The organism is Sporosarcina ureae (assembly GCF_029267015.1).
Taxonomy (GTDB): domain Bacteria; phylum Bacillota; class Bacilli; order Bacillales_A; family Planococcaceae; genus Sporosarcina; species Sporosarcina ureae_D.
In genome coordinates this window covers 1-23238 of the sequence record NZ_JARIEA010000051.1, presented here as the reverse complement: position 1 = coordinate 23238, position 23238 = coordinate 1, and the positions used below count along the sequence as shown (strand labels likewise).

Annotated in this window: 22 protein-coding genes; 2 read left to right on the top strand and 20 right to left on the bottom strand. The window is 41.6% G+C overall.

Annotated elements, in window-relative coordinates; genetic code table 11:
* Positions 1-17: 17 nt before the first annotated feature.
* The 7 genes from fabG to Q7P97_RS08280 form a co-directional block, all read right to left on the bottom strand.
* Positions 18-764, bottom strand: coding sequence for a 3-oxoacyl-[acyl-carrier-protein] reductase (gene fabG / locus Q7P97_RS08310; RefSeq protein ID WP_303968775.1), 747 nt, complete (start codon positions 762-764; stop codon positions 18-20).
* Positions 764-1708 carry an ACP S-malonyltransferase gene (gene fabD / locus Q7P97_RS08305; RefSeq protein WP_303968753.1) on the bottom strand — a complete coding sequence of 315 codons (945 nt, stop codon included), beginning with the start codon at positions 1706-1708 and terminating at the stop codon, positions 764-766. The genes fabG and fabD overlap by 1 nt, the downstream gene beginning before the upstream one ends.
* Positions 1705-2697: a phosphate acyltransferase PlsX gene (plsX, locus tag Q7P97_RS08300; protein WP_085428611.1), complete on the bottom strand. Its 993-nt coding sequence runs from the start codon at positions 2695-2697 to the stop codon at positions 1705-1707. The genes fabD and plsX overlap by 4 nt, the downstream gene beginning before the upstream one ends.
* A 6-nt stretch (positions 2698-2703) precedes the next feature.
* On the bottom strand, positions 2704-3276 hold the full coding sequence (fapR, locus tag Q7P97_RS08295; RefSeq protein WP_085428610.1) for a transcription factor FapR: 573 nt from the start codon (positions 3274-3276) through the stop codon (positions 2704-2706).
* A gap of 99 nt (positions 3277-3375) precedes the next feature.
* Positions 3376-5415 carry an ATP-dependent DNA helicase RecG gene (gene recG / locus Q7P97_RS08290; protein WP_303968752.1) on the bottom strand — a complete coding sequence of 680 codons (2040 nt, stop codon included), beginning with the start codon at positions 5413-5415 and terminating at the stop codon, positions 3376-3378.
* Between the two features lie 116 nt (positions 5416-5531).
* A complete protein-coding gene (locus Q7P97_RS08285) occupies positions 5532-7187 on the bottom strand; it encodes a DAK2 domain-containing protein (RefSeq protein WP_303968751.1) in 1656 nt (551 codons plus the stop codon).
* An 18-nt stretch (positions 7188-7205) separates the two neighbouring features.
* Complete coding sequence (locus tag Q7P97_RS08280; RefSeq protein WP_303968750.1) at positions 7206-7568, bottom strand: Asp23/Gls24 family envelope stress response protein; 363 nt, start codon at positions 7566-7568, stop codon at positions 7206-7208.
* Positions 7569-7782: 214 nt separating this feature from the next.
* On the opposite strand from Q7P97_RS08280, the gene rpmB reads away from it, so the two are divergent.
* Positions 7783-7971 carry a 50S ribosomal protein L28 gene (gene rpmB, locus Q7P97_RS08275; RefSeq protein WP_303968749.1) on the top strand — a complete coding sequence of 63 codons (189 nt, stop codon included), beginning with the start codon at positions 7783-7785 and terminating at the stop codon, positions 7969-7971.
* A 346-nt stretch (positions 7972-8317) separates the two neighbouring features.
* Here rpmB and spoVM read toward each other — a convergent pair whose 3' ends face one another.
* From spoVM to gmk, 13 genes are all read right to left on the bottom strand, one after another.
* Positions 8318-8479 (bottom strand): stage V sporulation protein SpoVM, encoded by a 162-nt coding sequence (spoVM, locus tag Q7P97_RS08270; RefSeq protein ID WP_303968748.1) that lies wholly within the window; start codon positions 8477-8479, stop codon positions 8318-8320.
* A gap of 14 nt (positions 8480-8493) precedes the next feature.
* Positions 8494-9147, bottom strand: a complete 654-nt coding sequence (locus tag Q7P97_RS08265) for a thiamine diphosphokinase (RefSeq protein WP_303968747.1) — start codon at positions 9145-9147, stop codon at positions 8494-8496.
* Positions 9144-9812: a ribulose-phosphate 3-epimerase gene (gene rpe, locus Q7P97_RS08260; RefSeq protein WP_303968746.1), complete on the bottom strand. Its 669-nt coding sequence runs from the start codon at positions 9810-9812 to the stop codon at positions 9144-9146. The genes Q7P97_RS08265 and rpe overlap by 4 nt, the downstream gene beginning before the upstream one ends.
* A 2-nt stretch (positions 9813-9814) precedes the next feature.
* Positions 9815-10696, bottom strand: a complete 882-nt coding sequence (gene rsgA / locus Q7P97_RS08255; RefSeq protein ID WP_303968745.1) for a ribosome small subunit-dependent GTPase A — start codon at positions 10694-10696, stop codon at positions 9815-9817.
* A gap of 12 nt (positions 10697-10708) precedes the next feature.
* A complete protein-coding gene (gene pknB, locus Q7P97_RS08250) occupies positions 10709-12718 on the bottom strand; it encodes a Stk1 family PASTA domain-containing Ser/Thr kinase (protein ID WP_303968744.1) in 2010 nt (669 codons plus the stop codon).
* Positions 12715-13473, bottom strand: a complete 759-nt coding sequence (locus Q7P97_RS08245; protein ID WP_303968743.1) for a Stp1/IreP family PP2C-type Ser/Thr phosphatase — start codon at positions 13471-13473, stop codon at positions 12715-12717. The genes pknB and Q7P97_RS08245 overlap by 4 nt, the downstream gene beginning before the upstream one ends.
* Before the next feature lie 28 nt (positions 13474-13501).
* Positions 13502-14842: a 16S rRNA (cytosine(967)-C(5))-methyltransferase RsmB gene (gene rsmB, locus Q7P97_RS08240; RefSeq protein ID WP_303968742.1), complete on the bottom strand. Its 1341-nt coding sequence runs from the start codon at positions 14840-14842 to the stop codon at positions 13502-13504.
* Positions 14839-15777: a methionyl-tRNA formyltransferase gene (gene fmt, locus Q7P97_RS08235; protein ID WP_303968741.1), complete on the bottom strand. Its 939-nt coding sequence runs from the start codon at positions 15775-15777 to the stop codon at positions 14839-14841. Before fmt ends, rsmB begins: the two co-directional genes overlap by 4 nt.
* Entirely contained in the window at positions 15774-16271 is a 498-nt protein-coding gene (def, locus tag Q7P97_RS08230; protein WP_303968740.1) for a peptide deformylase, read from the bottom strand. Before def ends, fmt begins: the two co-directional genes overlap by 4 nt.
* Positions 16272-16300: 29 nt before the next feature.
* On the bottom strand, positions 16301-18709 hold the full coding sequence (priA, locus tag Q7P97_RS08225) for a primosomal protein N' (RefSeq protein ID WP_303968739.1): 2409 nt from the start codon (positions 18707-18709) through the stop codon (positions 16301-16303).
* Positions 18699-19919 carry a bifunctional phosphopantothenoylcysteine decarboxylase/phosphopantothenate--cysteine ligase CoaBC gene (gene coaBC / locus Q7P97_RS08220; RefSeq protein ID WP_303968738.1) on the bottom strand — a complete coding sequence of 407 codons (1221 nt, stop codon included), beginning with the start codon at positions 19917-19919 and terminating at the stop codon, positions 18699-18701. Before coaBC ends, priA begins: the two co-directional genes overlap by 11 nt.
* 77 nt (positions 19920-19996) lie before the next feature.
* Positions 19997-20221, bottom strand: coding sequence for a DNA-directed RNA polymerase subunit omega (gene rpoZ / locus Q7P97_RS08215; protein WP_085428595.1), 225 nt, complete (start codon positions 20219-20221; stop codon positions 19997-19999).
* 3 nt (positions 20222-20224) lie between these two features.
* A complete protein-coding gene (gene gmk / locus Q7P97_RS08210; protein WP_085428594.1) occupies positions 20225-20842 on the bottom strand; it encodes a guanylate kinase in 618 nt (205 codons plus the stop codon).
* Between the two features lie 280 nt (positions 20843-21122).
* On the opposite strand from gmk, the gene Q7P97_RS08205 reads away from it, so the two are divergent.
* On the top strand, positions 21123-22808 hold the full coding sequence (locus Q7P97_RS08205; protein WP_303968737.1) for an Rqc2 family fibronectin-binding protein: 1686 nt from the start codon (positions 21123-21125) through the stop codon (positions 22806-22808).
* Positions 22809-23238 lie beyond the last annotated feature (430 nt).

Sequence of the window (23238 nt, the reverse complement as noted above, 5' to 3'; positions counted from 1 at the left end):
TCAAAGAAGTAGATCAATTACATCACCATACCACCATCTACATTGATGGTCTGACCGGTAATATATTTTGCTTCATCGGATAGTAAGAAAGCGACAGTGCTCGCTACATCTTCAGCACTTCCAAGCTTACCTAAAGGAATCGTTGACAATAGTTGTTCTTTCATGTCATCGCCCAATTCATCCGTCATATCTGTTGTGATAAATCCTGGTGCTACAGCATTCACTAAAATATTACGTGCCGCCAATTCTCTTGCTGTCGTTTTAGTCAAACCAATGACGCCCGCTTTTGCCGCCACATAATTTGCTTGTCCTACATTTCCAACAACGCCTACAACGGAAGCGAGGTTGACGATTCTTCCTGAACGCTGACGCATCATTTGACGTGTGACAGCTTTAGTACATAAGAATACGCCTTTTAGATTAATGGATAACACATCATCCCACTCATCTTCCTTCATGCGCATTAATAAGTTATCTCGCGTAATGCCAGCATTATTGACAAGGATATCAATACTTCTGAAATGTTTGATCGTCTCGTCCATCATAGCTTTCACTTGATCAGCATCCGATACATTTGCTTGAATGACGAGTGCTTCTCCACCCGCCGAACGTATTTCTGCCGCTACGGTTTCCGCTTTGTCTTGACTACCGCTATAATTGACAACTACTTTTGCACCTTCTGAAGCCAAGCGTAAAGCAACAGTGCGTCCAATCCCTCTAGAAGCTCCTGTGACGACTGCTGTTTTTCCATCAAACCTTCCCATCATGACCACCCTTTCGCCTCTTCTAGCAACTTCTCAAGCGTTTCTTCATCATAAACCGGGTACACTTTAGCTGTACGATCTATTTTACGGATCAACCCGCTCAATACTTTTCCTGGTCCACACTCTACGAAACGAGTAACACCAAGTTCAAGTAGCTTTTCAATAGACTCTTCCCAACGTACAGGAGAGTAAAGTTGCTCTACCAATAATTTTTTTATTTCATCCTGCTTCGTTACTTCATCTGCAGTAACGTTTGCAATGACCGGAATTTCTGCATCCTTCATATCGATAGCTTCAAGCGTTTTTTGTAATTCTTCGGCAGCCGGTTCCATGAGTATAGAGTGGAACGGTCCACTGACATTCAATGGCAATGCACGTTTTGCACCCGCTTCTTTTAAAGCTATACATGCTTTATCCACGCCAACTTTCGCACCTGAAATAACAATTTGTCCAGGGCAGTTTAAGTTTGCTGCTTGTACTGGATGTCCTGACTCTGTGATATTGGCCGTAATCGATTCCAAGACTTCGCGATCCATGCCAAGTATGGCTGCCATTGCACCTTTGCCTGCAGGTACTGCTTCATTCATATATAGACCACGCTTATGAACAGCGACCACTGCATCTTCGAACGAAAGTACCTTAGATTCAACAAGCGCTGTATACTCACCCAGACTGTGTCCTGCTGAATAATCAGGTATAATGCCTTCTTGCTCCAAACGTGCCGCGATCATCGCACCCACAGTTAGTAAAGCGGGTTGCGCATTATAAGTCAACGTCAACTCATCTTGCGGACCTTCAAGTATTAATTTACTCAGTTCGAAACCAAGCGCTTCATCTGCTTTCTGCATAAACTGCTTAGACGACTCATTCTTCTCTGTGAATTCTTTACCCATCCCCACGGCTTGAGAGCCTTGTCCTGGGAAAACAAATGCCAGTTTACTCAAGATTCCTCTTCCTCTCCGATTGTTTCTTTAATCTTTTCGCATACTTGGTATTGTACCATGGTTCTCGCTTGGCGAACTGCATTGAAAAGTGCATTAGCGTTGGATGAACCATGCGCTTTGATGACGGGTTGATTCAGACCAAACAATCCTGCTCCACCGTATTCCGAGTAATCCATTTTCTTTTTTAATCCTTTAAGATCATCTTTAACTAATCCTGCCGCAAGCTTGGTTTTCAATGATGACATAAATACGTCTTTAATCATGGAAAACACATTCATTGCAGTTCCTTCAATCGTTTTCAGCACCATATTCCCTGTAAAGCCATCCGTGACCACGACATCAGCCACACCATTTAACAAGTCACGTGATTCCACGTTACCGATGAAGTTGACTGGTGCAGCTTGCAACTCGGCATAAGCGAGTTTCGTTAGCTCATTCCCTTTACCAGCCTCTGTGCCGATATTTAATAATCCAACACGGGGTTTTTCAATACCGCGCACTTTTTCTGCATAGATGCTGCCCATAATTGCAAACTGCGCTAGCTGAGATGGTTTACTATCTGAATTCGCTCCCACATCTAGCAAAACAAAACCACTACCATCAATCGTAGGCAAGGTCGGTGCCAGTGCCGGTCTTTGGATGCCATCTAAGCGTCCCACGATAAAGAGTCCTGCTGACATGAGCGCACCCGTATTACCCGCTGACACACACGCCTGTGCCTCACCATCTTTTACCGCCTGCGCCATACGTACCATGGAAGCATCTTTTTTCTTTCGAATTGCGCGCACAGGTTCATCATCCGGTTCAATGATTTCCGAGCAGTGCACAACTTGAAGGCGTGGATGCGGTTCGAGGAATGGTGCCATTTTTTGCTCATCACCAAATATATGTATCTTGATGTCATCAAATGCATGAAGGCTCTGTATTACTCCTTTAACAATCTCTCCAGGAGCATTATCTCCACCCATTGCGTCTACTGCAATAATCATCTGTACTTACCTACCTTTTTTTGTCGTACGATACATCTGAAACTCTCCTGAGAAAACAGGCTCACTCTCTACTGTTGACAGAACATCGACGATCGTACTTTTATTTTTTAAGGTTTCCTTACGCACTATGGCACGAGATACCACACGATCTCCCGCCCTCACCGGTTTTTGGAAATGAAGCGAAGAACGGACAGTCAAAGCCAGATCATCATCCAAAACCGCAACAGCCAATGAATTCGCTTGTGCAAATAAATGATGTCCTCTGGCAATACCATTTCTCTTGAAGACATGTGCTTCCGTGACGTCGAAGATCGAAAGTGCTTTATTATCTAATTCCACATCGATAATTTCACCAAAGATCTCTTCTGTTTGCATGGATTTTACTGTACCTAATATTTGTTGTGACGCTACCGATTTCAACCGCTCTCTCAACTCTGGGATACGGCATTCCATTCGATCAAGTCTGACGGTTTGGATACTCACGGAGAAATGCTGGGCAATGTCCTCGTCCGTCAGAAATGGATCTTCTTCAAGTAGCGTTACGAGTAATTGTTGCCTCTCATGTTTAGGAACTTTCAATTACTACACCCCTCCAGATTAGCACTTGGTATTAACACTAAGTATATAAAGAGCTAAAACAGATTGCAAGAGGAATAGAAAATACTAGTTGTACAGCTATCAATCTATCCTCTTATCAGTGAGTGCACCTGATTGCTCAAGCCGTTCACGTAAAGTAGCGTACTCGTTGCCTGTCCAAAATGCATCCGAATTCAATAACCGTTCCGCATCATCACGTGCTATAGTGAGCACTTTAATATCATGGACCAAATCAGCCATTTTAAATTCTGGCATCCCGCTTTGTTTCTTGCCGAAAATATCGCCTGAACCCCGTAACTCCAAATCCTTCTCAGCCAGAATAAATCCATCGTTTGTTTCCGTCATTGACTGCATACGCATCTTGCCTTCTTCTGAAGATGGATTCGCAAGCAATACACAGTATGATTGATCAGAACCACGTCCTACACGTCCCCTAAGTTGATGTAGCTGGGCAAGACCGAATCTAGTCGCATCGTAAATTAGCATGAAGGTTGCGTTCGGGACATTGACGCCAACTTCTACAACAGTCGTTGAAACGAGTATGTTCAACTGTCCTTCACTGAACTCCCGCATGACTTGATCCTTTTCAGTCGAAGGCAAACGACCATGCATTAGGCCTACCGTATAGCGACCACCAAAATAATTACTTAGTTCCGCGTGTACTTCCACTGCATTTTGGACATCCAATTTATCTGATTCCTCGATCAAAGGACAAATGACATAGGCTTGTCTTCCTGCCCGCAACTCTTTTTCCATCTTTTGTAGCACGGGTATTAAAGAATCTTCTTTCAGCCAATGTGTTTCAATTTCTTTCCGACCCGCCGGCAATTCATCTAAGATAGACACATCCATTTCACCGAATACCGTAATTGCCAGTGTTCTCGGAATAGGTGTGGCTGTCATGAATAGCACATCAGGATTTAAACCTTTATCACGCAAGACACGACGTTGTTGCACGCCGAAACGGTGTTGCTCATCTGTCACGACAAAGCCTAGTTTATGAAACTGCACTTCAGGTTGGATGAGTGCGTGCGTTCCAATCAGCAAGTCAATCTCTCCGACCTGCAAACGTTCCAGCAACTCTTTTCTCGCTTTCGCTTTAGTAGATCCAGCTAGAAAAGCGACAGTAACACCGAAAGGTTCAAACCAATTGGCCAATAATTCGGCATGCTGCTCAGCCAAAATTTCAGTTGGTGCCATCAATGCTCCTTGAAAACCCGCCGTAACCGCCGCATACAAGGCTATAGCTGCTACAGCCGTCTTTCCTGAGCCCACATCTCCTTGCAGTAAACGATTCATTCGCAGCGGTGATTTCAGTTCCGCGCATAATTCATTCACTACACGTTTTTGTGCATTTGTTAGTTCAAACGGCAATGTACTGATGAACTTTTTCAGCAAATCTAGATCGTATTGAATAACAAGTCCTTTTTCCTGCTCTTTACGTAATTTTTTCATGCCTTGAATCTTTAATTGAAATAGTAATAGTTCTTCATAAACAAAGCGTCTACGAGCATGCTTGACATCTTCAGGCGTAGTCGGGAAATGGACCATTTCTAAAGCTTGTGAAATAGAAGGTAATTTGTACATACTGAGTATCTCTTGTGGCAACGTTTCTTTTACATATTGCGCTGTTAGATCGATTACAGTTCGCATGTAGCGCCTGAATGTTTTTTGATGCATAATTCCTTTTAAACTATACACCGGCTCGAAGTCAGTTTGCTCGCCAGTATGTAAACGATTGACCGTAATCACCTGACGTCCACGGTCCCACGCCCCAGTAACATTAATTTGCATCCCTGGAAGCAGACGATCCTTTAAATAATGCTGATTGAAAAATACAGCTTTTATCAAATGATGACCGACTAATAAACGGACCTGCATTCTTGAACGATTTTTTCCGGAATAAAAAACTGCAGGTTCGGACTCGACTCGTCCTTCCACAGTGACGCGTTCGCCATGCGGTGTTTCAGTCAAGTCTTTCATACGAAAATCTTCATGGCGGTATGGGAATGTATACAGCAAGTCTTCGATCGTCAAAATCCCTAATTTCCCAAATTGCTCTGTCGTTGCTTTACCTATTCCTTTTACAGTTCCGACACTATTGTTCAAAATGTTTTCCATACGAAATCTACCTCCTCCCCATATCAAGTTAGAAAACGGATGTTCTTCTTTTAAGTTTACCATGAAAAGACAGGAAAATAAAAACGTTGCCCCACTTACAGGACAACGTGATGTGTTTATTCTACAGATATAATGTATGGATAAAGCGGTTGTTTTCCAGCATATAATTCTATATCGATATGATCAAATTGTTCTTCAATATAGCTACTGACTTTTTCCGCTTCTTCAGTCGTCACGTCTTCACCATAAATAATCGTGACAATTTCATCTTCCTCATCAATCATGGAAGATATTAAGTTCTTTGCCACATCTTCCAATGAAGGATTGGAGCTAGTAATTTTCCCTTGAGCGAGTCCCATGAAATCATCTTTACGGATAGTTATGCCATCAATCGATGTATCACGAACTGCGTAAGTAACTTGTCCGGTTTTTATAGAAGAAGATGCTTGTAACATCGTTTGGGCATTCTTCTCTACTGTCGCTTCCGGGTTGAATGCCAAAATAGCTGCTAAGCCTTCTGGTACGGATGTCGTCGGCACAACCGCCGCTTGAATATCCAATACTTCAGCTGCTTGTTCAGCCGCCATTATAATATTTTTATTGTTTGGCAAAATCAATACTTTCTCCGCACCAATTTCTTGAATGGCTTTGACTATATCCTCTGTAGAAGGATTCATCGTCTGACCACCTTCAATCACTGCAGATGCTCCGATACTCTTTAGAAGCTCAGCAATTCCTTTACCCATCGAAACGGTTACAATCGCATATTTGTGTTGAGTCGGTCTCTGTGTTGACACTTCATCTCGATCCATAATATCGCTATGTTGTTCACGCATATTATCGATTTTCATCTTTGTTAACGATCCATACTTCTGTCCGTAAGACAAAGCGTCTCCTGGTTCCTCTGTGTGGATATGTACTTTTACTACTTCATCATCTGAAATAACAAGCAATGAATCACCCAGCTTGCTTAAGTCTTGTCGGAATACAGCTTCATCAAAAGGTTGATCCAAAAGCTTATCTGAGTCCAGTTTGACCATGAATTCTGTACAGTAGCCAAACTCGATGTCTTCTGAGTTCATAAAGCCCTGTATACTACGATGATGCTCGGTATTCACTAAGTCATCCATTGAATGCATAACTACCTTTTCAGGTAATTCTTCACCTTTTAGACACGCCAAAAACCCTTCATAAACATAAACAAGACCTTGTCCACCACTGTCTACTACGCCAACTTCTTTCAAAACAGGCAATAGATCAGGCGTGCGTTTCAATGAAGCTTTAGCCTCTTCCACAATGATTTCCAGCAAAGCAATTAAATCAGACGCATCTTCAATATGTTCCACTGCCGCATTGGCAGCATCTTTGGCAACCGTCAAAATAGTTCCTTCTACAGGCTTCATTACAGCTTTATAAGCTGTATCGACACCGTACTTCAGCGCTTCTGCAAATTGTTTTACGTTTACGTCTGCTTCTTTTTCAATTTGCTTACTAAATCCTCTGAATAACTGGGATAAAATCACACCTGAATTTCCGCGTGCACCCATAAGCAATCCTTTTGAGAATGCCTGTGCAGTCAAACCAATATGTTCTTGTGCATTTCTTTCTGTTTCTTTCGCGCCGGATGTCATGGATAAATTCATATTCGTTCCCGTATCACCATCTGGCACCGGGAACACATTTAAAGAATCCACATAATCCGCATTTTGATGAAGATGATGCGAACCCATTTCTACCATCTTCGCAAATTGCAATCCATTAATTGAAGTCATTGACTTGAAGGCCTCCTTTTACACGTTCGTTACACGAACACCCTGAACAAAAATATTTATAGAACTCACTGATAGTCCCAACGTCGTTTTCACTATATATTGCACTTTTGATTGTACTTGATAGGCTACTTCAGTAATTTTCGTGCCATAGCTCATAATAACGTAGATATCAATATGGAATGCATCACCTTCGTTACGCACAATCACGCCACGAGAAAAGTTTTCTTTGCGGAGGATTTCCGTAAGCCCATCGCGAATTTGGTGTTTGGAAGCCATCCCCACAATTCCATAACACTCGACCGCAGCCTCACCGACTACTTGTGCAATTACATCATTCGTAATATCTATCGTTCCATGCTCATTTTTAAGTTCGATTGACATTCCTCTTCTCCTCCCCATCCCTAGACACATCATACGTACATTATACGGTAATTCATCAAGAATGAAAGTATTGAAACCCTTAAAAGATAGTGTAAAGGAAAAAACCTTGAAAGTATCAAAATAAATTGTTGCATCGATTCAACGCTTATGATAAAGTACTATGGTATGCGAATTGTAACGTGAATCGCTAAATAATTCACGAGGAGGAACTAAAATGGCTAAACAATGTGTTATAACTGGACGAAAAGCTCGTGCTGGTAACACTCGTTCACACGCTCTGAACTCTAGCAAGCGCACTTGGGGCGCTAACCTTCAAAAAGTTAGAATCCTAATAGACGGCAAACCTAAACGCGTTTGGGTATCTGCAAGAGCTCTTAAATCAGGCAAAGTACAACGAGTATAATTAAAAGCTGAAAGCGCCTCGGTAGCCTCGACAAATGTTGGAGGAATTGCCGTAAAGGCGCTTTTTTGCCTTTATGGCAATTTTGAAACATTCCAAGAGGCTGGCGCTTGAAGCTGGATATAATTAAAAGCTGAAGACGGCGATTAGCCGCGACAGGCACTGGAGGGCTAGAAAATAAAGGCGGGTTTTGCCTTTATCTTCTAGCCTGAAGTGTCCCGAGCGGTTGCCGTCTGAAGCTAGATATGGTTTAAAGCTGAAAGCGCCTCGGTAGCCTCGACAGATGTTGGAGGAATTGCCGTAAAGGCGCTTTTTTGCCTTTACAAAAAGAAAAAACACAAAGCACCACTTAGGCGCTTTGTGATTTTTCTTTTTTGCGTTTTTTTGTCTTGCCGGCTTTTGGATTGGCAGCAACGGTTGATTTCGTACGGCTGTCCTTTTGGAAAGCTACTGCGCACTTTCTCACAATGTTACTGACAAACTTCGGCAATGTGAATGTATATACTCGCAAATCCCCAACTCCTTTCAGGAATCTGAACTCCTTACCATTAAGCATATGCCCTCACGGAAAGAGATAGTACAAACATCCGCCACTGTTTCATTACTCGTAAAGCGAGTAACGCCGATTTCCAATCGTTCATTCACCGTTTCATACTTGAATCCTGTCAACGTCAGCCCTGTCACGACGGGGCCAAACGAGAAAAAGGATGTATAAGGATAGCGTACATCCTTCTTTACACGTCTCACACCAGGAAGCATGACACGAATATCATTTGTGGTATTGTGTATTTTGAATTTCACTTTATGATTTTTCGATTGCATACGATACAATAAATGCAATGCGGACTGTAAGTGATCCAAACGACCACCCGTCACGCCTGTTAAAATAATATAATCTGGTTCATATGAAAGCGCTCGCTGCACAGCAAGTTCCGTATCTGTCTCATCTTTATCTTCATTTGCACGATGGACAATTTCTACATTCGAATTGATTTTCTCAAACTGTTCTTCTGTTACAGAGTCAAAATCACCAACCGCTTCAGTGGGCTGAATCCCTTTTTCCAATAAATACAATGCACCCCGGTCTACACCGATATACACCGTATCTTCTTGATCGTATTCAGCTAAGTCGACCACTTCTTCTATAGGACCTGCTGCACACACGATGGCGTATTTCATTTTGCCATCACACTCTCGCCTGCAGACTTAATAGCTTGTAGCGCTTTAGCACGGTCTTCTTTACTATAAATTGCAGATCCCGCTACAAATATTGTCGCACCAGCCTCTACGCAAGGCTTAATAGTTTCTTCGTTAATTCCACCATCGATCTCAATTTCAATGGAGAGATTGCGCTCTTTGATGAGTTCAGCGAGTTGTTTCACTTTGGGTACAACGGAATGGATAAACGACTGACCGCCAAAACCTGGATTAACCGTCATAAACAATACCATGTCAATATCTTCGAGGACATGCATGATTTGCTCAATTGGCGTATGCGGATTCAATACGACACCTGGTTTCACACCCGTCGATTTGATCAACTGCAAAGTTCTATGCAGGTGAGGGCAAGCTTCCACATGTACCGTAATATAATCAGCACCTGCTTTCGCAAAGTCCTCAATATAGGCGTCAGGATTCTCGATCATCAAATGGACATCAAGTGGTAATTCAGTCAACGGACGTAACGCTTCAACCACGATTGGTCCCATCGTAATATTCGGAACAAAATGTCCATCCATTACATCGATATGAATCAGTTCTGCTCCTGCTTTCTCTACTTCCTTCACTTCTTCTCCAAGTTTTGCAAAGTTTGCTGCTAAAATAGACGGTGCAATTTTTATCATACTTAGTACCTCGGCTTTCTATCCATAATTTCTTGCAAAAATAACATATAGTTTTTATAACGACCTTCTGAAATTATTCCTTGCTCTACCTGCGCTTTCACTGCACAGCCTGGTTCTTTCATATGGAGGCAACCTCTGAATTTACAACTTTCACCGGCTTCTGAAATCTCCACAAAATAGTCTCTCAGCTCTTCTTTTTCGATATGTTCAAAATCTAATGAACTGAATCCAGGCGTATCGGCGACCAATCCATCGGCTACTTCAAGTAACTCTACGTGGCGCGTAGTATGTTTTCCGCGACCAAGTGCATCAGATATCACACCTGTTTTTAATTGCAATTCAGGCAAAATCGTATTTAATAATGTGGATTTCCCCACTCCTGACTGGCCGGCAAGTACAGTGGTTTTGCCACTGAAATACGGGCGAAGCGTTTCAAGTAATGAATCTTCATGATCGATATTACGCAAGATGGTATACCCTATTTTTTGATAATAAGCTAGATTCACTTCATTGTCTTCTAGCTTTTTCGTGTTCGCGATATCTTCTTTGGAAATATATAAAATTGGTTCCAACTGATGAGATTCAATAACTGTCAAGAAACGATCGAGTAAACGGAGACTCATATCCGGTTCAACAACTGAAAAAACCAAAAGTGCTTGATCTACGTTCGCAATTGGCGGTCTGACTAATTCGCTTTTTCTCGGATGAACTTCCGTAATCGTTGCATCATTGTTTCCATCTGGTACATACGTAACAAAATCTCCTACCAACGGATTAATTTTCTTGAGTCGGAACACTCCACGACTTTTGCATTGAATCAATTCACCATTATGCTCTACATAATAAAAACCACTGATGGCTTTTCGAATCTGGCCTTCTGCCATCGAACTCCTCCTCTATTCTAAATCTTTATAGTCATACTTATTTTCTTCAATAACTGTTTGATCTCGCATGATTTTATATCCACCACGATCACCTTCTTGAAGTTCAATGGTAATCTTGCGTGTTGTATCTTCCGTAATTTCAAATTCTTCTATTGGATCATTCATTGTGTGTGTACGATCTTGTACATAAATTTGAATTTTTTGCGGAATTAGTTCTGGCTCAGGTTTTGTTTGAGGATTGTTATCGGTATCTATTTCACCATTTGTACTGTCCTCTTCTATTGGTTCTTCAGGGGTTTCATATGGAATGGTAATGTTTTTTACCAATAGTTTGACCGGCTTAGAAGCAGGTCCTTTTGACACCACGACATCCACTCTTTGTCCCTTTTCCATTTTTTCGCCTTTAGAAGGTTTTTGAGAAACTACATGTCCCTTTGACACTTTGTCCGAGAATTCTTCGCTAACGATATGAATTTTCAATCCAGTTCTCTTAGCATAATCCTCCAACTGTTTTGCAGACATGCCCGATAGATCATCCAATGATTGGAGCTCTTTTCCTTTGCTTACTGTGAAGATTAATTCTGTTTCTTCAGGAATGACTGGTTGATCAGCTTCAGGTTGTTGACTAATGATCGTACCTTTTGGTTCATCAGCATAAACTTCGACCAATTCAATGGGCAAAAATCCGTAACCTTCTAAAAAGCGTTTAGTCGCTTCAAAGTTACGTCCTGTATAATCGCTCAGAATCATCGTATCTTTTCCTGTACTGACAAATATTTTGACACCATCGCCCTCTTTGCGCTTCTTCCCCGCTTCAGGTACTGTTTTCGTTACTTGACCCATTGTATATTCATCGGACGTCTCTTCAAAACGTTCATCTATAACAAAGCCTTCTTTTTCAAGTATCTCTGTAGCTGCAAGTTCTTCTTCCCCAACTACTTGAGGCACGATAATTTCTTTAGGTTTCATCAACATAACCAGTACGATTACGAGTAAAGAAATCAATAGAATACTACCGATTAAAATAAATGGCCATTTCTTCTTTTTCTTTTTCTTTTTCACAGGACTTACCGGCTCAGTTTGTACTGGATTAATTTTCATAGTATCTTCTGCAACGACAGATTTCGGTACATCTTTAATTACAGGAATAGCCATGGTTTTATCATCATCAAAAGGCAAGGCGAATTTACTTTCATTCAATCGATCAGCAGATAAAACGGTTAGTAAGTCATCATACATATCATCTGCGGTAGCGTATCGATAGATTGCATCTTTAGCAGTAGCTTTTAAAATAACGTTTTCTACGCTCTGAGGGATGTCAGGAAATTGATCACGCACAGATGGCGTTTCTTCTTGTAAATGCTTCAACGCAATTGCCACCGCAGTCTCTGCAGAAAAAGGTAGCTCCCCTGTAAGTAATTCATAAAATACGATACCTAGTGAATATATATCTGATCGTTTCGTAGCCATACCGCCTCTGGCTTGTTCAGGGGACAAATAATGGACCGTTCCAATTACAGAGTTCGTCTTCGTATGCGCTGTGGAATTTAAAGCCATCGCAATTCCGAAGTCTGTTATTTTCACATCGTCTTCACCATTCATTAACACATTTTGAGGTTTAATATCACGATGCACAATGCCATTATGGTGCGCATGTGATATGGCGGAGACAAGCTGTTGCATAATTGACACTGCATGTTCTGCCGACAATGCACCATGAGTATGAATATAGTCTTTCAGTGTTTTGCCGGCTATGTATTCCATCACCAAGTAATGGAGTTCATCTTCTTGGCCGACATCAAAGATATTTACAATATGTGAATGTGTCAGGCTCGTCGCGGATAGCGCTTCCCGCTGAAATCGTTTTTTTAACTCCTCTTCATTGGCAAAGTCATAATGTAGTACTTTAATCGCTACATCGCGGTCCAGTATTACATCATGCGCCAAGTACACTCTGGACATTCCCCCATCACCGATGACCCGAATAATTTCGTAACGTTTACCAATTCGTTTTCCAATCATACGTGAGTCACCTCGATTTCAGGAATCGCCAATAGTATAACTGTAATATTATCTTCACCACCGCGATGATTCGCTAGTTCTATAAATTTGTCTGCTTTTTCTGCCAACGAACTTTCGTGCAACATAATATCAAGCATTGTTTCCTTTTCGATTTTATTGCTTAAACCGTCTGTGCAGAGTAGCAAAAAGGAGTGGGCTAATAATGGAAACGAATAACGGTCAGGTACGATAGACTTCTCAGAGCCCACAGCTTTCATAATCCAATTTCGTTGCGGATGTACTTCGGCTTCCTGCTCCGTAATTTCTCCACTATCAATCAACACATTTACAAAAGAATGATCTTTTGTTATTTGACGAATCGCTTTGCCTGTTACTTGATAAATCCGGCTATCTCCTACGTGAAAGACGATGCATTGATCGTCCAAGATCAATGCAAGATCTAGTGTAGTTCCCATGCCTTTATACGTGTCATCTTCTTGAGCAGTTATGAATAAAAACTGATTAACATCCACTACTGCGTCATACAGCAAGTCGACCCAGTCCTGCTCCGATACTACGTCCCTGTCAGCAGACATGAATTGCTCGCCTATCATCCGTACAGCTGTGGCACTAGCGTAATCTCCACCTTTGTGACCACCCATTCCGTCTGCAACCACCGCGAGTATCGTCTGTTTTTCAGAATGAACGAATACCGCAGCTTCATCTTCATTTACTGTTCGTTTCCGTCCTGTATCAGAGCGTATTTCATACTCCATGGGCTACCCTCCATTCCAATTGGTCTGGTTAGTTGATTCTTTTTAACGTCGCGACAAAGAAACCGTCACTTTGATGATCATGAGGTAAAATCTGTAAGTAGCCATTCTTCGTTTCATTCTCAAGAATATGGAGTGGAACTAGTACAAAGTCTGGTTGCTCTCTCAAGAACCATTCTACAATCTCTTCGTTTTCGGACTTATCGATTGTGCATGTACTATAAACTAAAAGACCATCCTTCTTCACTAGTTGACTAGCAACTTCAAGTAGTTCTTTTTGAATGACTGTAAGATTTTCAATATCTTTAATAGTTTTTTTGTATTTGATTTCAGGCTTTCTACGAATAACCCCTAATCCACTACACGGCGCATCTACTAATACGCGGTCAAAAGATTGAGGTTCGTATGTTTTCAATAATTCCCTACTATCTCCACTATTTGTATGAATGGAACTCAATCCAAGTCGTTCTGCATTTTGCTCAATTAAACGTAATTTATGTGCATGCAGATCATGTGCCTGAATTTCCCCTTCATCTTTCATACGCTCTGCTATATGAGTAGTTTTACCACCTGGCGCAGCACACATATCCAATACGCGCATACCCGGTTCTACTTGCAATGCAATGGCAGGTAGCATAGAGCTTTCATCTTGAATCGTCAACAACCCTTGTTTGAATACTTCTGTAGAAGCCAGATTTCCTGACTCCACTTGGATACTACTATCTGAAAGAGTACCCGCTATTGCAGTAATCCCTTCTTTTTTTAGTAAGCCAATGACTTCACCAATATTCGTTTTGGTTCTATTGATTCGAGCAGTTGTGATAGGTGGTTGATTATTGACTACTGCGGCTGCGGTAGCTTCTTCCATGCCGTATTGCTCAATCCATCTTCGAATCAACCACTCCGGGTGACTAGTCTCAATTGATAAACGAGTAATCGGATCTTCAATTTCATCTAATGAAGGTACACCTTCACGGTAGATTGAGCGAAGAATACCGTTAACCATGGACGAAACGCCTTTATGGCCTCGCTTATTGGCAATTTTCACTGCTTCGTTAACAATCGCGTGCTCAGGTATTTTAGATAGATAAATGATTTGATAGACAGACAGACGAAGTAACTGCCGAACCCATGGCTGCAATTTCCCTCTCACAAACGGTGCTAAATAATAATCAAGCGTCATTTGCTGCTGTAACGTACCGTATGTTAACTCTGTCAATAATGCACGGTCTTTTAGTTGAAGATCATAGATTTCAATCGTTTTATGGAGCAATAAATTACTGTAAGCTTGCTCTTCTTCAATTTGCATTAACATTGATAATGCTGCATCGCGTACATTACCTCGCCAAATCTTCTTTTTATAATTTGTCATTCGAATTTGTCTCCTACTTGCCATTTTGCTCCGATTCCATTTAAGAAAACGGTGGCCGTCATTCGTTTTTTACCTGCTGGTTGTAAGTCTGTAATGGCTATAGTGCCTTCACCTGTTTGTACTATAATACGATCTTTTTCCAGACCGACAATTTCTCCGGGCGTTGCATCAGATAATTGCTCCTCCAGCTGAGTCCACCAAATTTTCACTTGGTCACCGGAAAACTTCGTATAAGCGACTGGCCACGGATGTAACCCTCGTACTTGGTTATATATTGAACGTGCTGAACTTGTCCAATCAATTCGCTCTTGTTCTCTTGAGATGTTTCTGGCAAATGTCACTTGCGTCTCATCCTGTACTATACGCTCATTTGTACCAGCAAGGATGGATGGTAATGTTTCTTTTAATAATGCAGTACCTGCTTTGGACAATTTTGTAAACATCGTACCTGTATCATCAGTCTCTTCAATTGGTGTAATGACTTGCGAAATGATATCCCCCGCATCCAACTTCTCTGCCATATACATGATCGTAACGCCCGTTTCTGTCTGACCATCCATAACCGCCTGATGAATGGGTGCACCACCACGATAGTTAGGCAATAAAGAAGCATGAACATTTATACAACCAAATTTTGGTGCTTCGAGTAGTTCATTCGGAAGCAATTGACCGAATGCAGCCGTTACGATCAAGTCCGGTTGGAGGTCAAGAATTTCCTGTAACTCCGCAGAACCTTTCAGCTTTTCCGGCTGAATAACAGGCAATCCCAAGCGTACTGCTTCTTCCTTTACAGGAGGTGGTGTCAATACACGCTTACGGCCTACTGGACGATCTGGTTGTGTTACGACTGCAAGAATTTCATATTCTTCATTATGTAGCATCGTCAAAACACCTACAGAAAATTCAGGAGTTCCCATGAAAATGATTTTCGTCATTCGTCATCCTCCTCTTCGTCATCGTCTTCAAATTCAGATGGATCAACCACGCGTGTAATCTTTTTATCGAATAGAATACCATTCAAATGGTCGATTTCATGTAAGATTGCCCGTGCTTCGTAACCTTCTGCTTCTAATTCATATAAACTGCCGTCCCGTTCTTGTGCTTCAATCTTCACGTGGAAAGGACGTTCTACTTCTCCGAATAGTCCTGGGAAACTTAAGCACCCCTCGACTTCTACTTCAGATCCTCCAATTGCCGTAACGACAGGATTGATCATTTCAATAATTTCTTGTTCTTCATCGAAGTCTACAATGGCTGCACGTATAGATTTGCCCACTTGCGGAGCTGCTATCCCCACGCCGTCATGCTCTACCATTGTTTCGTACATATCATCTAGTAAAACACCCAGTTTTTCATCAAATACAGTAACTTCCTCGCATGGAGTCGTCAGGATAGGTGATGGATGCCTAACGATTTCTAATATAGTCAAAATAATTTCCTCATTTCTTTATCGAAAGGTTAAAAGATCGATGTTGGTTCACGGTTAATTGACATAACCAAACCGTCTTTTGCCCAACTTGTTTTGTAGTGTTTCAAAAGTTGTTGCAGAACCGGAATTAGTGCAGGTTCTTGTTTGTATTTTATCAAACTTTGATAACGATATCTATTGTTGAGGCGACTGATTGCCGCAGCTGTTGGTCCAATGATGACCGTTCCCTGTGATAGACGCTCCGCCATAAATGCAGTGCCTTTATGTGCATAGTCTGCAGCTTTTAATACATCTTCATGACTGAACTGTACAACCGTCACATAATAGTAGGGTGGATAGCCAAGCATTCGCCTTCTATCCATCTCCATATCATAAAAAGGCACGTAATTCTGTGTCTTAGATAACTCAATTGCATAATGCTCAGGGTCATATGTCTGAATGACCACTTCACCCGGTAACTGATCACGTCCTGCTCTACCACTCACTTGTGTTAAAAGCTGGAATGTCTTCTCAGCAGCCCGAAAGTCGGCTAAATGGAGAGATGTATCGGCAGCCAATACACCTACAAGAGTGATGCGTGGAAAATCAAGCCCTTTGGCAATCATTTGAGTACCAAGTAAAATATCTGCTTTTCCTTCTCCAAAATCATGCAACAAACGCTCATGAGCACCTTTAGTATTTGTCGTATCAATATCCATCCGAATAACGCGTGCTTCAGGTACTAATTTATATAGTTCTTCTTGTGCTTTTTGTGTTCCTGTCCCAAAGAAACGAATATGCTCGCTTGTACATTCAGGACATTCAAGTGGTACCCGTTCTTCATGACCACAATAGTGACATTTCAGACTTTCGCTTGCGCGGTGATAGGTTAATGAAATATCGCAGTTTGGGCATTCAACAACCGTGCCGCAATCACGACAGAGAACAAAACTCGAAAAGCCACGTTTATTTAACAGCAAAACAATTTGTTCTTTGCGTGCCAATCGTTCGCGAATGCCTTCAGCGAGTGCAATAGAAAACATAGAGCGGTTTCCTGCTTTCAGCTCTTCACGCATATCTACCACTTCAACACTCGGCAACGCTTGATTCTTCGCTCGTTTTGAAAGGGTTAACAAGGAATATACCCCTTTGGAAGCCCGGGCATAAGACTCCAGTGAAGGTGTCGCACTACCTAAGATAACAGGACATTGATAATATTCTGCTCGCCAAATGGCTACATCTCGTGCATGATACCTTGGCGATTCTTCTTGTTTGTACGTAGACTCATGTTCTTCATCTAGGATCAACAATCCCAAATTCGTGAAAGGAGCAAATACCGCTGAACGTGCGCCAATTGCAACTTTTACTTCGCCGCGATGGATCCGACGCCATTCATCATACTTTTCGCCAGCGGATAAACCACTGTGTAAGACCGCTACTAGTTCTCCAAATCGTCCTTTAAACCGGGCCGTCATTTGAGGTGTCAATGCAATTTCAGGTACTAATACAATTGCTTCTTTACCTTGTTTTAACACATGGTCGATGGCCTGCAAATACACTTCCGTCTTTCCACTTCCTGTAATACCATGAAGTAAAAACGTCTCTTGAATATACTTATCACTCGAATGTTCAATAGCAGAAAGCGCAACTTGTTGCTCTTCTGTTAGCTGTTCCGGTTTACCGCTATCCTTCATTTTTGGTGATTCTAACTCACGATACACCTCGACTTGTGATTGCTCGACTATCTCTTTATCTACAAGTGATTTCAGTACACTCGATGCTACACCGGATTCATTGAGAAGCTTACTCGCCTCTACTGATTCTGTCGGGTGAAGCAATAACCAGCTGAGTAGTTCACGTTGTTTTTTAGCATTGGGATGCGTTTCTTCCAATGCAGTTTCAAGTCGAGTGGCATCCGGTATATGAATCATACGTACTTTTTTCATCTTAGTTTTCTGTTGGATCGCCGTATCGATTTCAACAATTCCCTGTTCGTTATACTTCTTTACTTCATTTAATAAATTAGCATCTTGAATTGCTTTTAACGTCATTTGCTGGCGGTTACCTAAAAATGCGCGAAATGATTCGGTGAGTTCATCCGGTTTGATGACGGTCATAATCTTTTCATATTTAGCACGCATAGCAGCGGGTAACATTACTTGCAATGCATCGATTTCATAAGCGATCGTTTCCGTTGCCACCCACTTCGACAGTGCCAATAACTCCGCAGATAACACCGGTTCTAAATCTATAATTTCGGCTAGTGGTTTTATCTTGTTACTATCCAGCTCGCTCTCTTCTTTGATCGCTGTAACATAGCCCGCAACTTTCCGCGGACCAAAAGGAACTTTAACCCGTAAGCCTGGTTCCATCACATGTTCCCACTCAACAGGAACTGCGTAATCAAATGGACGGTCGATGGGATAGGCTGCTACATCCACAATGACTTCAGCGATCATGCAGCTTACTACTTTCTTGCTGAATAATCATTTCAAATAACCGTTCGGCTAATAGATCTTTTGGCATTGCTGAAAAAGGGATTGCTTCTCCTTCTCTAGAAAGTAATGTCACAACATTCGTGTCACTACCGAAACCGCCGTCTGGGTCAGTCACATCATTGACAATAATGTAATCCAGATTTTTAGACTCCAGTTTCTTTTGACCGTAAGCTATCACATCTGTAGTTTCAGCAGCAAAACCAACTAATAATTGATTTTCTTTGCGCTGACCTAATGTTTTCAGGATATCAGTTGTCCGTTCCAATTCGAGTACATCGTCGCCATCTTTTTTCTTCATTTTCTGACCATGAATATTTTTCGGACGATAATCAGCAACGGCTGCCGACTTTACCACAATGGAAGCATCATCATAATGACTAATTACAGCATCAAACATTTCTGCAGCACTTTCTACATATATCACTTGAACGCCAGTAGGAACCGGTAGCTCGACTGGTCCTGAAATCAGCACAGTAGTAGCACCTAGTTTCTGTGCAGCTTCCGCCATTGCATAGCCCATCTTGCCACTTGAAAAATTGGATACATAGCGGACGGGATCTATACGTTCACGTGTCGGTCCAGCTGTAATGACTACTTTTTTGCCGCGCAAAGGTTGATAAGTAATTCCATTGAAGTGGTTGCGAATTAATTCAGTAATTTTTTCAGGTTCTTCTAAGCGACCCTTACCTACATAACCACAAGCTAAAAAACCTTCTGAAGGTTCGATAAATTGATAGCCATCCGCGTGTAATTGGTCAATATTACGCATAACGGCAGGGTGCGCATACATATGTACATTCATGGCAGGTGCAATCCACACATCTGCTTCTGTCGCTAGTAAAATAGTCGTTACCATATCGTCGGCAATTCCGTTTGCAAGCTTACCAATTACGTTAGCGGTAGCAGGTGCTACAACCACTAAATCGGCCCAGTCCGCTAGATCGATATGTGCAATGACACGAGAGTCTTTTTCATCAAATGTATCAAAATATACATCATTGCGTGACATCACTTGAAAGGATAATGGTTGAACAAACTCTTTTGCTGAATCCGTCATGACGACTTTTACATTAGCTCCAGCTTGGGATAATTTGCTGACAAGCGCAACGGCTTTATATACTGCAATACCACCTGTTACGCAGAGTAAAATATTTTTATTATCTATCTTCATGAAACTCATTTCCTTTCCGAAAATAATAAACTCCCTGAGAACGGTTGAATTCTTAGGGAGTTGTTTTTTATTTCAAATCAAACTTCATCTTCATAAATGATTGATTCATCTGCTGCTTCATTGATCAAAACGCCTGCTGCTACTTCTTCAAGCGCTCTGCCCACACTTTTCACTGAACGATATGAGTGAAGTAATTCATTTTCTTTTTCCTGTAGCTCACGTGCTCGCTTAGCTGCCAGTGTGACTAGCGTGTATTTAGAATCTACTTTTCCCTTTAGTGAATCAACTGATGGATATAACATAGTTTATTCTCCCTCCAACATCTGTAAGTATCTCTGTTCCACACGTTCTCTTCTGCAATGCTCTGCCGTAACAATCGCATTGACCCGGTCACATGCTTTGGAGACCTCGTCGTTCTCTACTACATAATCGTACAGGTGCATCATTTCGAGTTCTTCTCTTGCTTTCAATACACGGTCTGCAATAATATCGGATGCTTCTGTACCTCTACCAATCAAACGACTTTCTAGGTCACTTAAACTTGGAGGTGCTAAGAAAATAAACAGGCCGTTCGGTACTTTTTCACGTACTTGTGCTGCGCCGACTACTTCAATTTCTAGGAAAACATCACGACCAGCGTCTAATGTTGCGTTGACATAGTCAAGTGGTGTTCCATAGTAGTTCCCTACGTATTCTGCGTATTCGAGAAGTTTTCCTTCTTCAATCATTTTTTCAAATACTTCTTTTGAACGGAAGAAGTAGTCGACACCGTCGACCTCCCCTTCACGCGGGTTTCTTGTGGTCATGGAGATGGAATATTCGTAATTGGTGTCCGGGCTTGAGAATAATTCTTTCCGAACAGTTCCTTTTCCGACGCCGGATGGACCAGAAAGGACAATTAGTAGTCCACGATGTTTGTACATGTAATCCCTCTTTGTTATGTATTCATTAGCACGCCATTCCTAATTATAACCTATACATACGACAATTAAAGTAGATAGCCCCGTTGATTTCCCTTCCAGGTGGACGCTTTCCACTACAATCAACTAGATATCATATAAATACATTTAGAATCGAAAGAACAATTCATAAAGATTTGTCTAGTTAGACTACGTAGGCCCATGTGTGCAATCTGTTCATATTATACCATAATCATACGATGAGTGCTAAAATGGAACAAAACGAAATGAAAGAGGAATCCGTATGGCATTTGATGGTTTATTTACGAAAGCAATAGTAAGCGAACTGCAGCAACTGAAAACTGGTCGGATTTCGAAGATTCATCAGCCGAATTCACAGGAGATTATTTTTCAAATCCGAGCCAATAATAAAAATCATAAGTTATTAGTATCTTTGCATCCTTCTTTTTCACGGTTGCAGTTGACTGAAGAAGTGTTGACGAATCCCCCTGAGCCACCGTTGTTTTGTATGGTGTTGCGAAAGCAGCTGGAAGGCGGGATGATTACGTCAATTGAACAACATGAGAATGACCGAATTGTGAATATTAGTGTACAAGCGAGAAATGAATTGGGTGACCAAATCGAGCGAAAACTAGTTATTGAGATAATGGGGCGACATAGTAATCTGATTTTACTTGACGCTTCACGCGATATGATTATCGACAGCATGAAGCACTTGCCGCCTTCCGTTAATAGTTATCGTACTGTTTTACCTGGACAGCCCTATATTCCTGCACCTCCACAAGATAAACTAGATCCGTTTGAAGTAACAGAAACAGAATTCAATACACTTGTCGGAGCGCTTCACGAACCAAAAGACATTGTGAAACAATTTGCGGGCTTCTCCCCTTTAACTGCGGCTGAATTATTGTACCGCGTAAAGCAAAATGAGCCTTCCTTTACTATTTGGCGCGAGTTTCTCAATAGCTTCCATGTAGATACTATGAAGCCAACAGTCGTGGAAAACGACAAAAAAACTCTATTTTCGGCCATTGAATTGACACATACAGAAGGAACAACGCAAACATTCTCTACACTTGGCGATTTGCTGGATAAAGTATATTTTGCCAGAGCCGAACGCGAACGTGTGAAGTCACAAGCTATTGACCTCGAACGCTGGTTATCGAATGAAATTGCAAAACTAGAAAACAAAACAAAGAAGCTTCAAAAAGAGGAAGAAACCGCACAAGACTTGGACACGCTAAAACTATATGGAGAGCTGTTAACTGCAAACAGCTATAAGTTGCATAAAGGTGATAAAGAAGTGACGGTAGAAAACTACTACGAACAAGGCACAACTGTCACAATTCCGCTAGATCCAAGAAAATCACCAATCGATAACGCACAACGCTTTTTCTCGCGTTATGCCAAAGCAAAAACTGCACTGATTCGGATTGCGGAACAACTTGAAAAGACTAAAGACGATATTGAATACTTTGAAATGGTTAAACAGCAAGTTTACCAAGCTTCCCCAATCGATATAGAAGAAATACGTCAAGAACTAATAGAACTCGGATTTATGCGTGCCCGCAGAAGCAAAAAGAAAGCAAAACTGAAAAAACCAAAACCGGAAGCCTTCATTTCTTCCACAGGCATCCCAATCTCAGTCGGAAAAAACAATAAACAAAATGACTACCTAACATTTAAACTAGCAGCACGCGATCACATATGGCTACACACAAAAGACATACCTGGCTCCCACGTCGTCATACACGACACCGATCCAGACGCTCAAACAATCGAAGAAGCAGCCGCACTATCCGCCTACTTCAGCAAAGCACGCGAGTCATCATCTGTTCCAGTAGACTACACAGGAATCCGGCACGTCAAAAAACCATCCGGCGCAAAACCCGGATTCGTCATCTACTTCGAACAAAAAACCGTATTCGTTACACCAGACGAAGATTTGGTCCGTAAACTAAGAAAATAAAGTATTTTCTAGATATAAATTTCAAACTAATTAAGATAGAAGAGAATTCCTGCTATTACAGGTTTCTTTTCTATCTTTTTTCAAAAAATAATGCATCATAGTTCTACGTTTTAAAAAAGACACCAGTTGATCGTAAGTGGAAGGCGGCGACTCCCGGAGGATCGGCGTGCGCCTTGAGACCCTGGACTGAACGAAGTGAGGGAAGCGGCTCAAGCCACCATAGCTGTCAACTTAAGAAATAGGTGTACTTCTTTCAAAAAGATGGTAAAGATACATACCATCATTTTTGAAAGGAGTTCTTTATATGTCTATCAACCATCATTTTGACATGCTTGAACAATTACTTTCATTGATCCATCCTGAAAGAGTGGATGCTTTGGCTAAGGAAACCGGTTTTATCAAGCGTAAAAGACAAATCACTGCTGGTGAT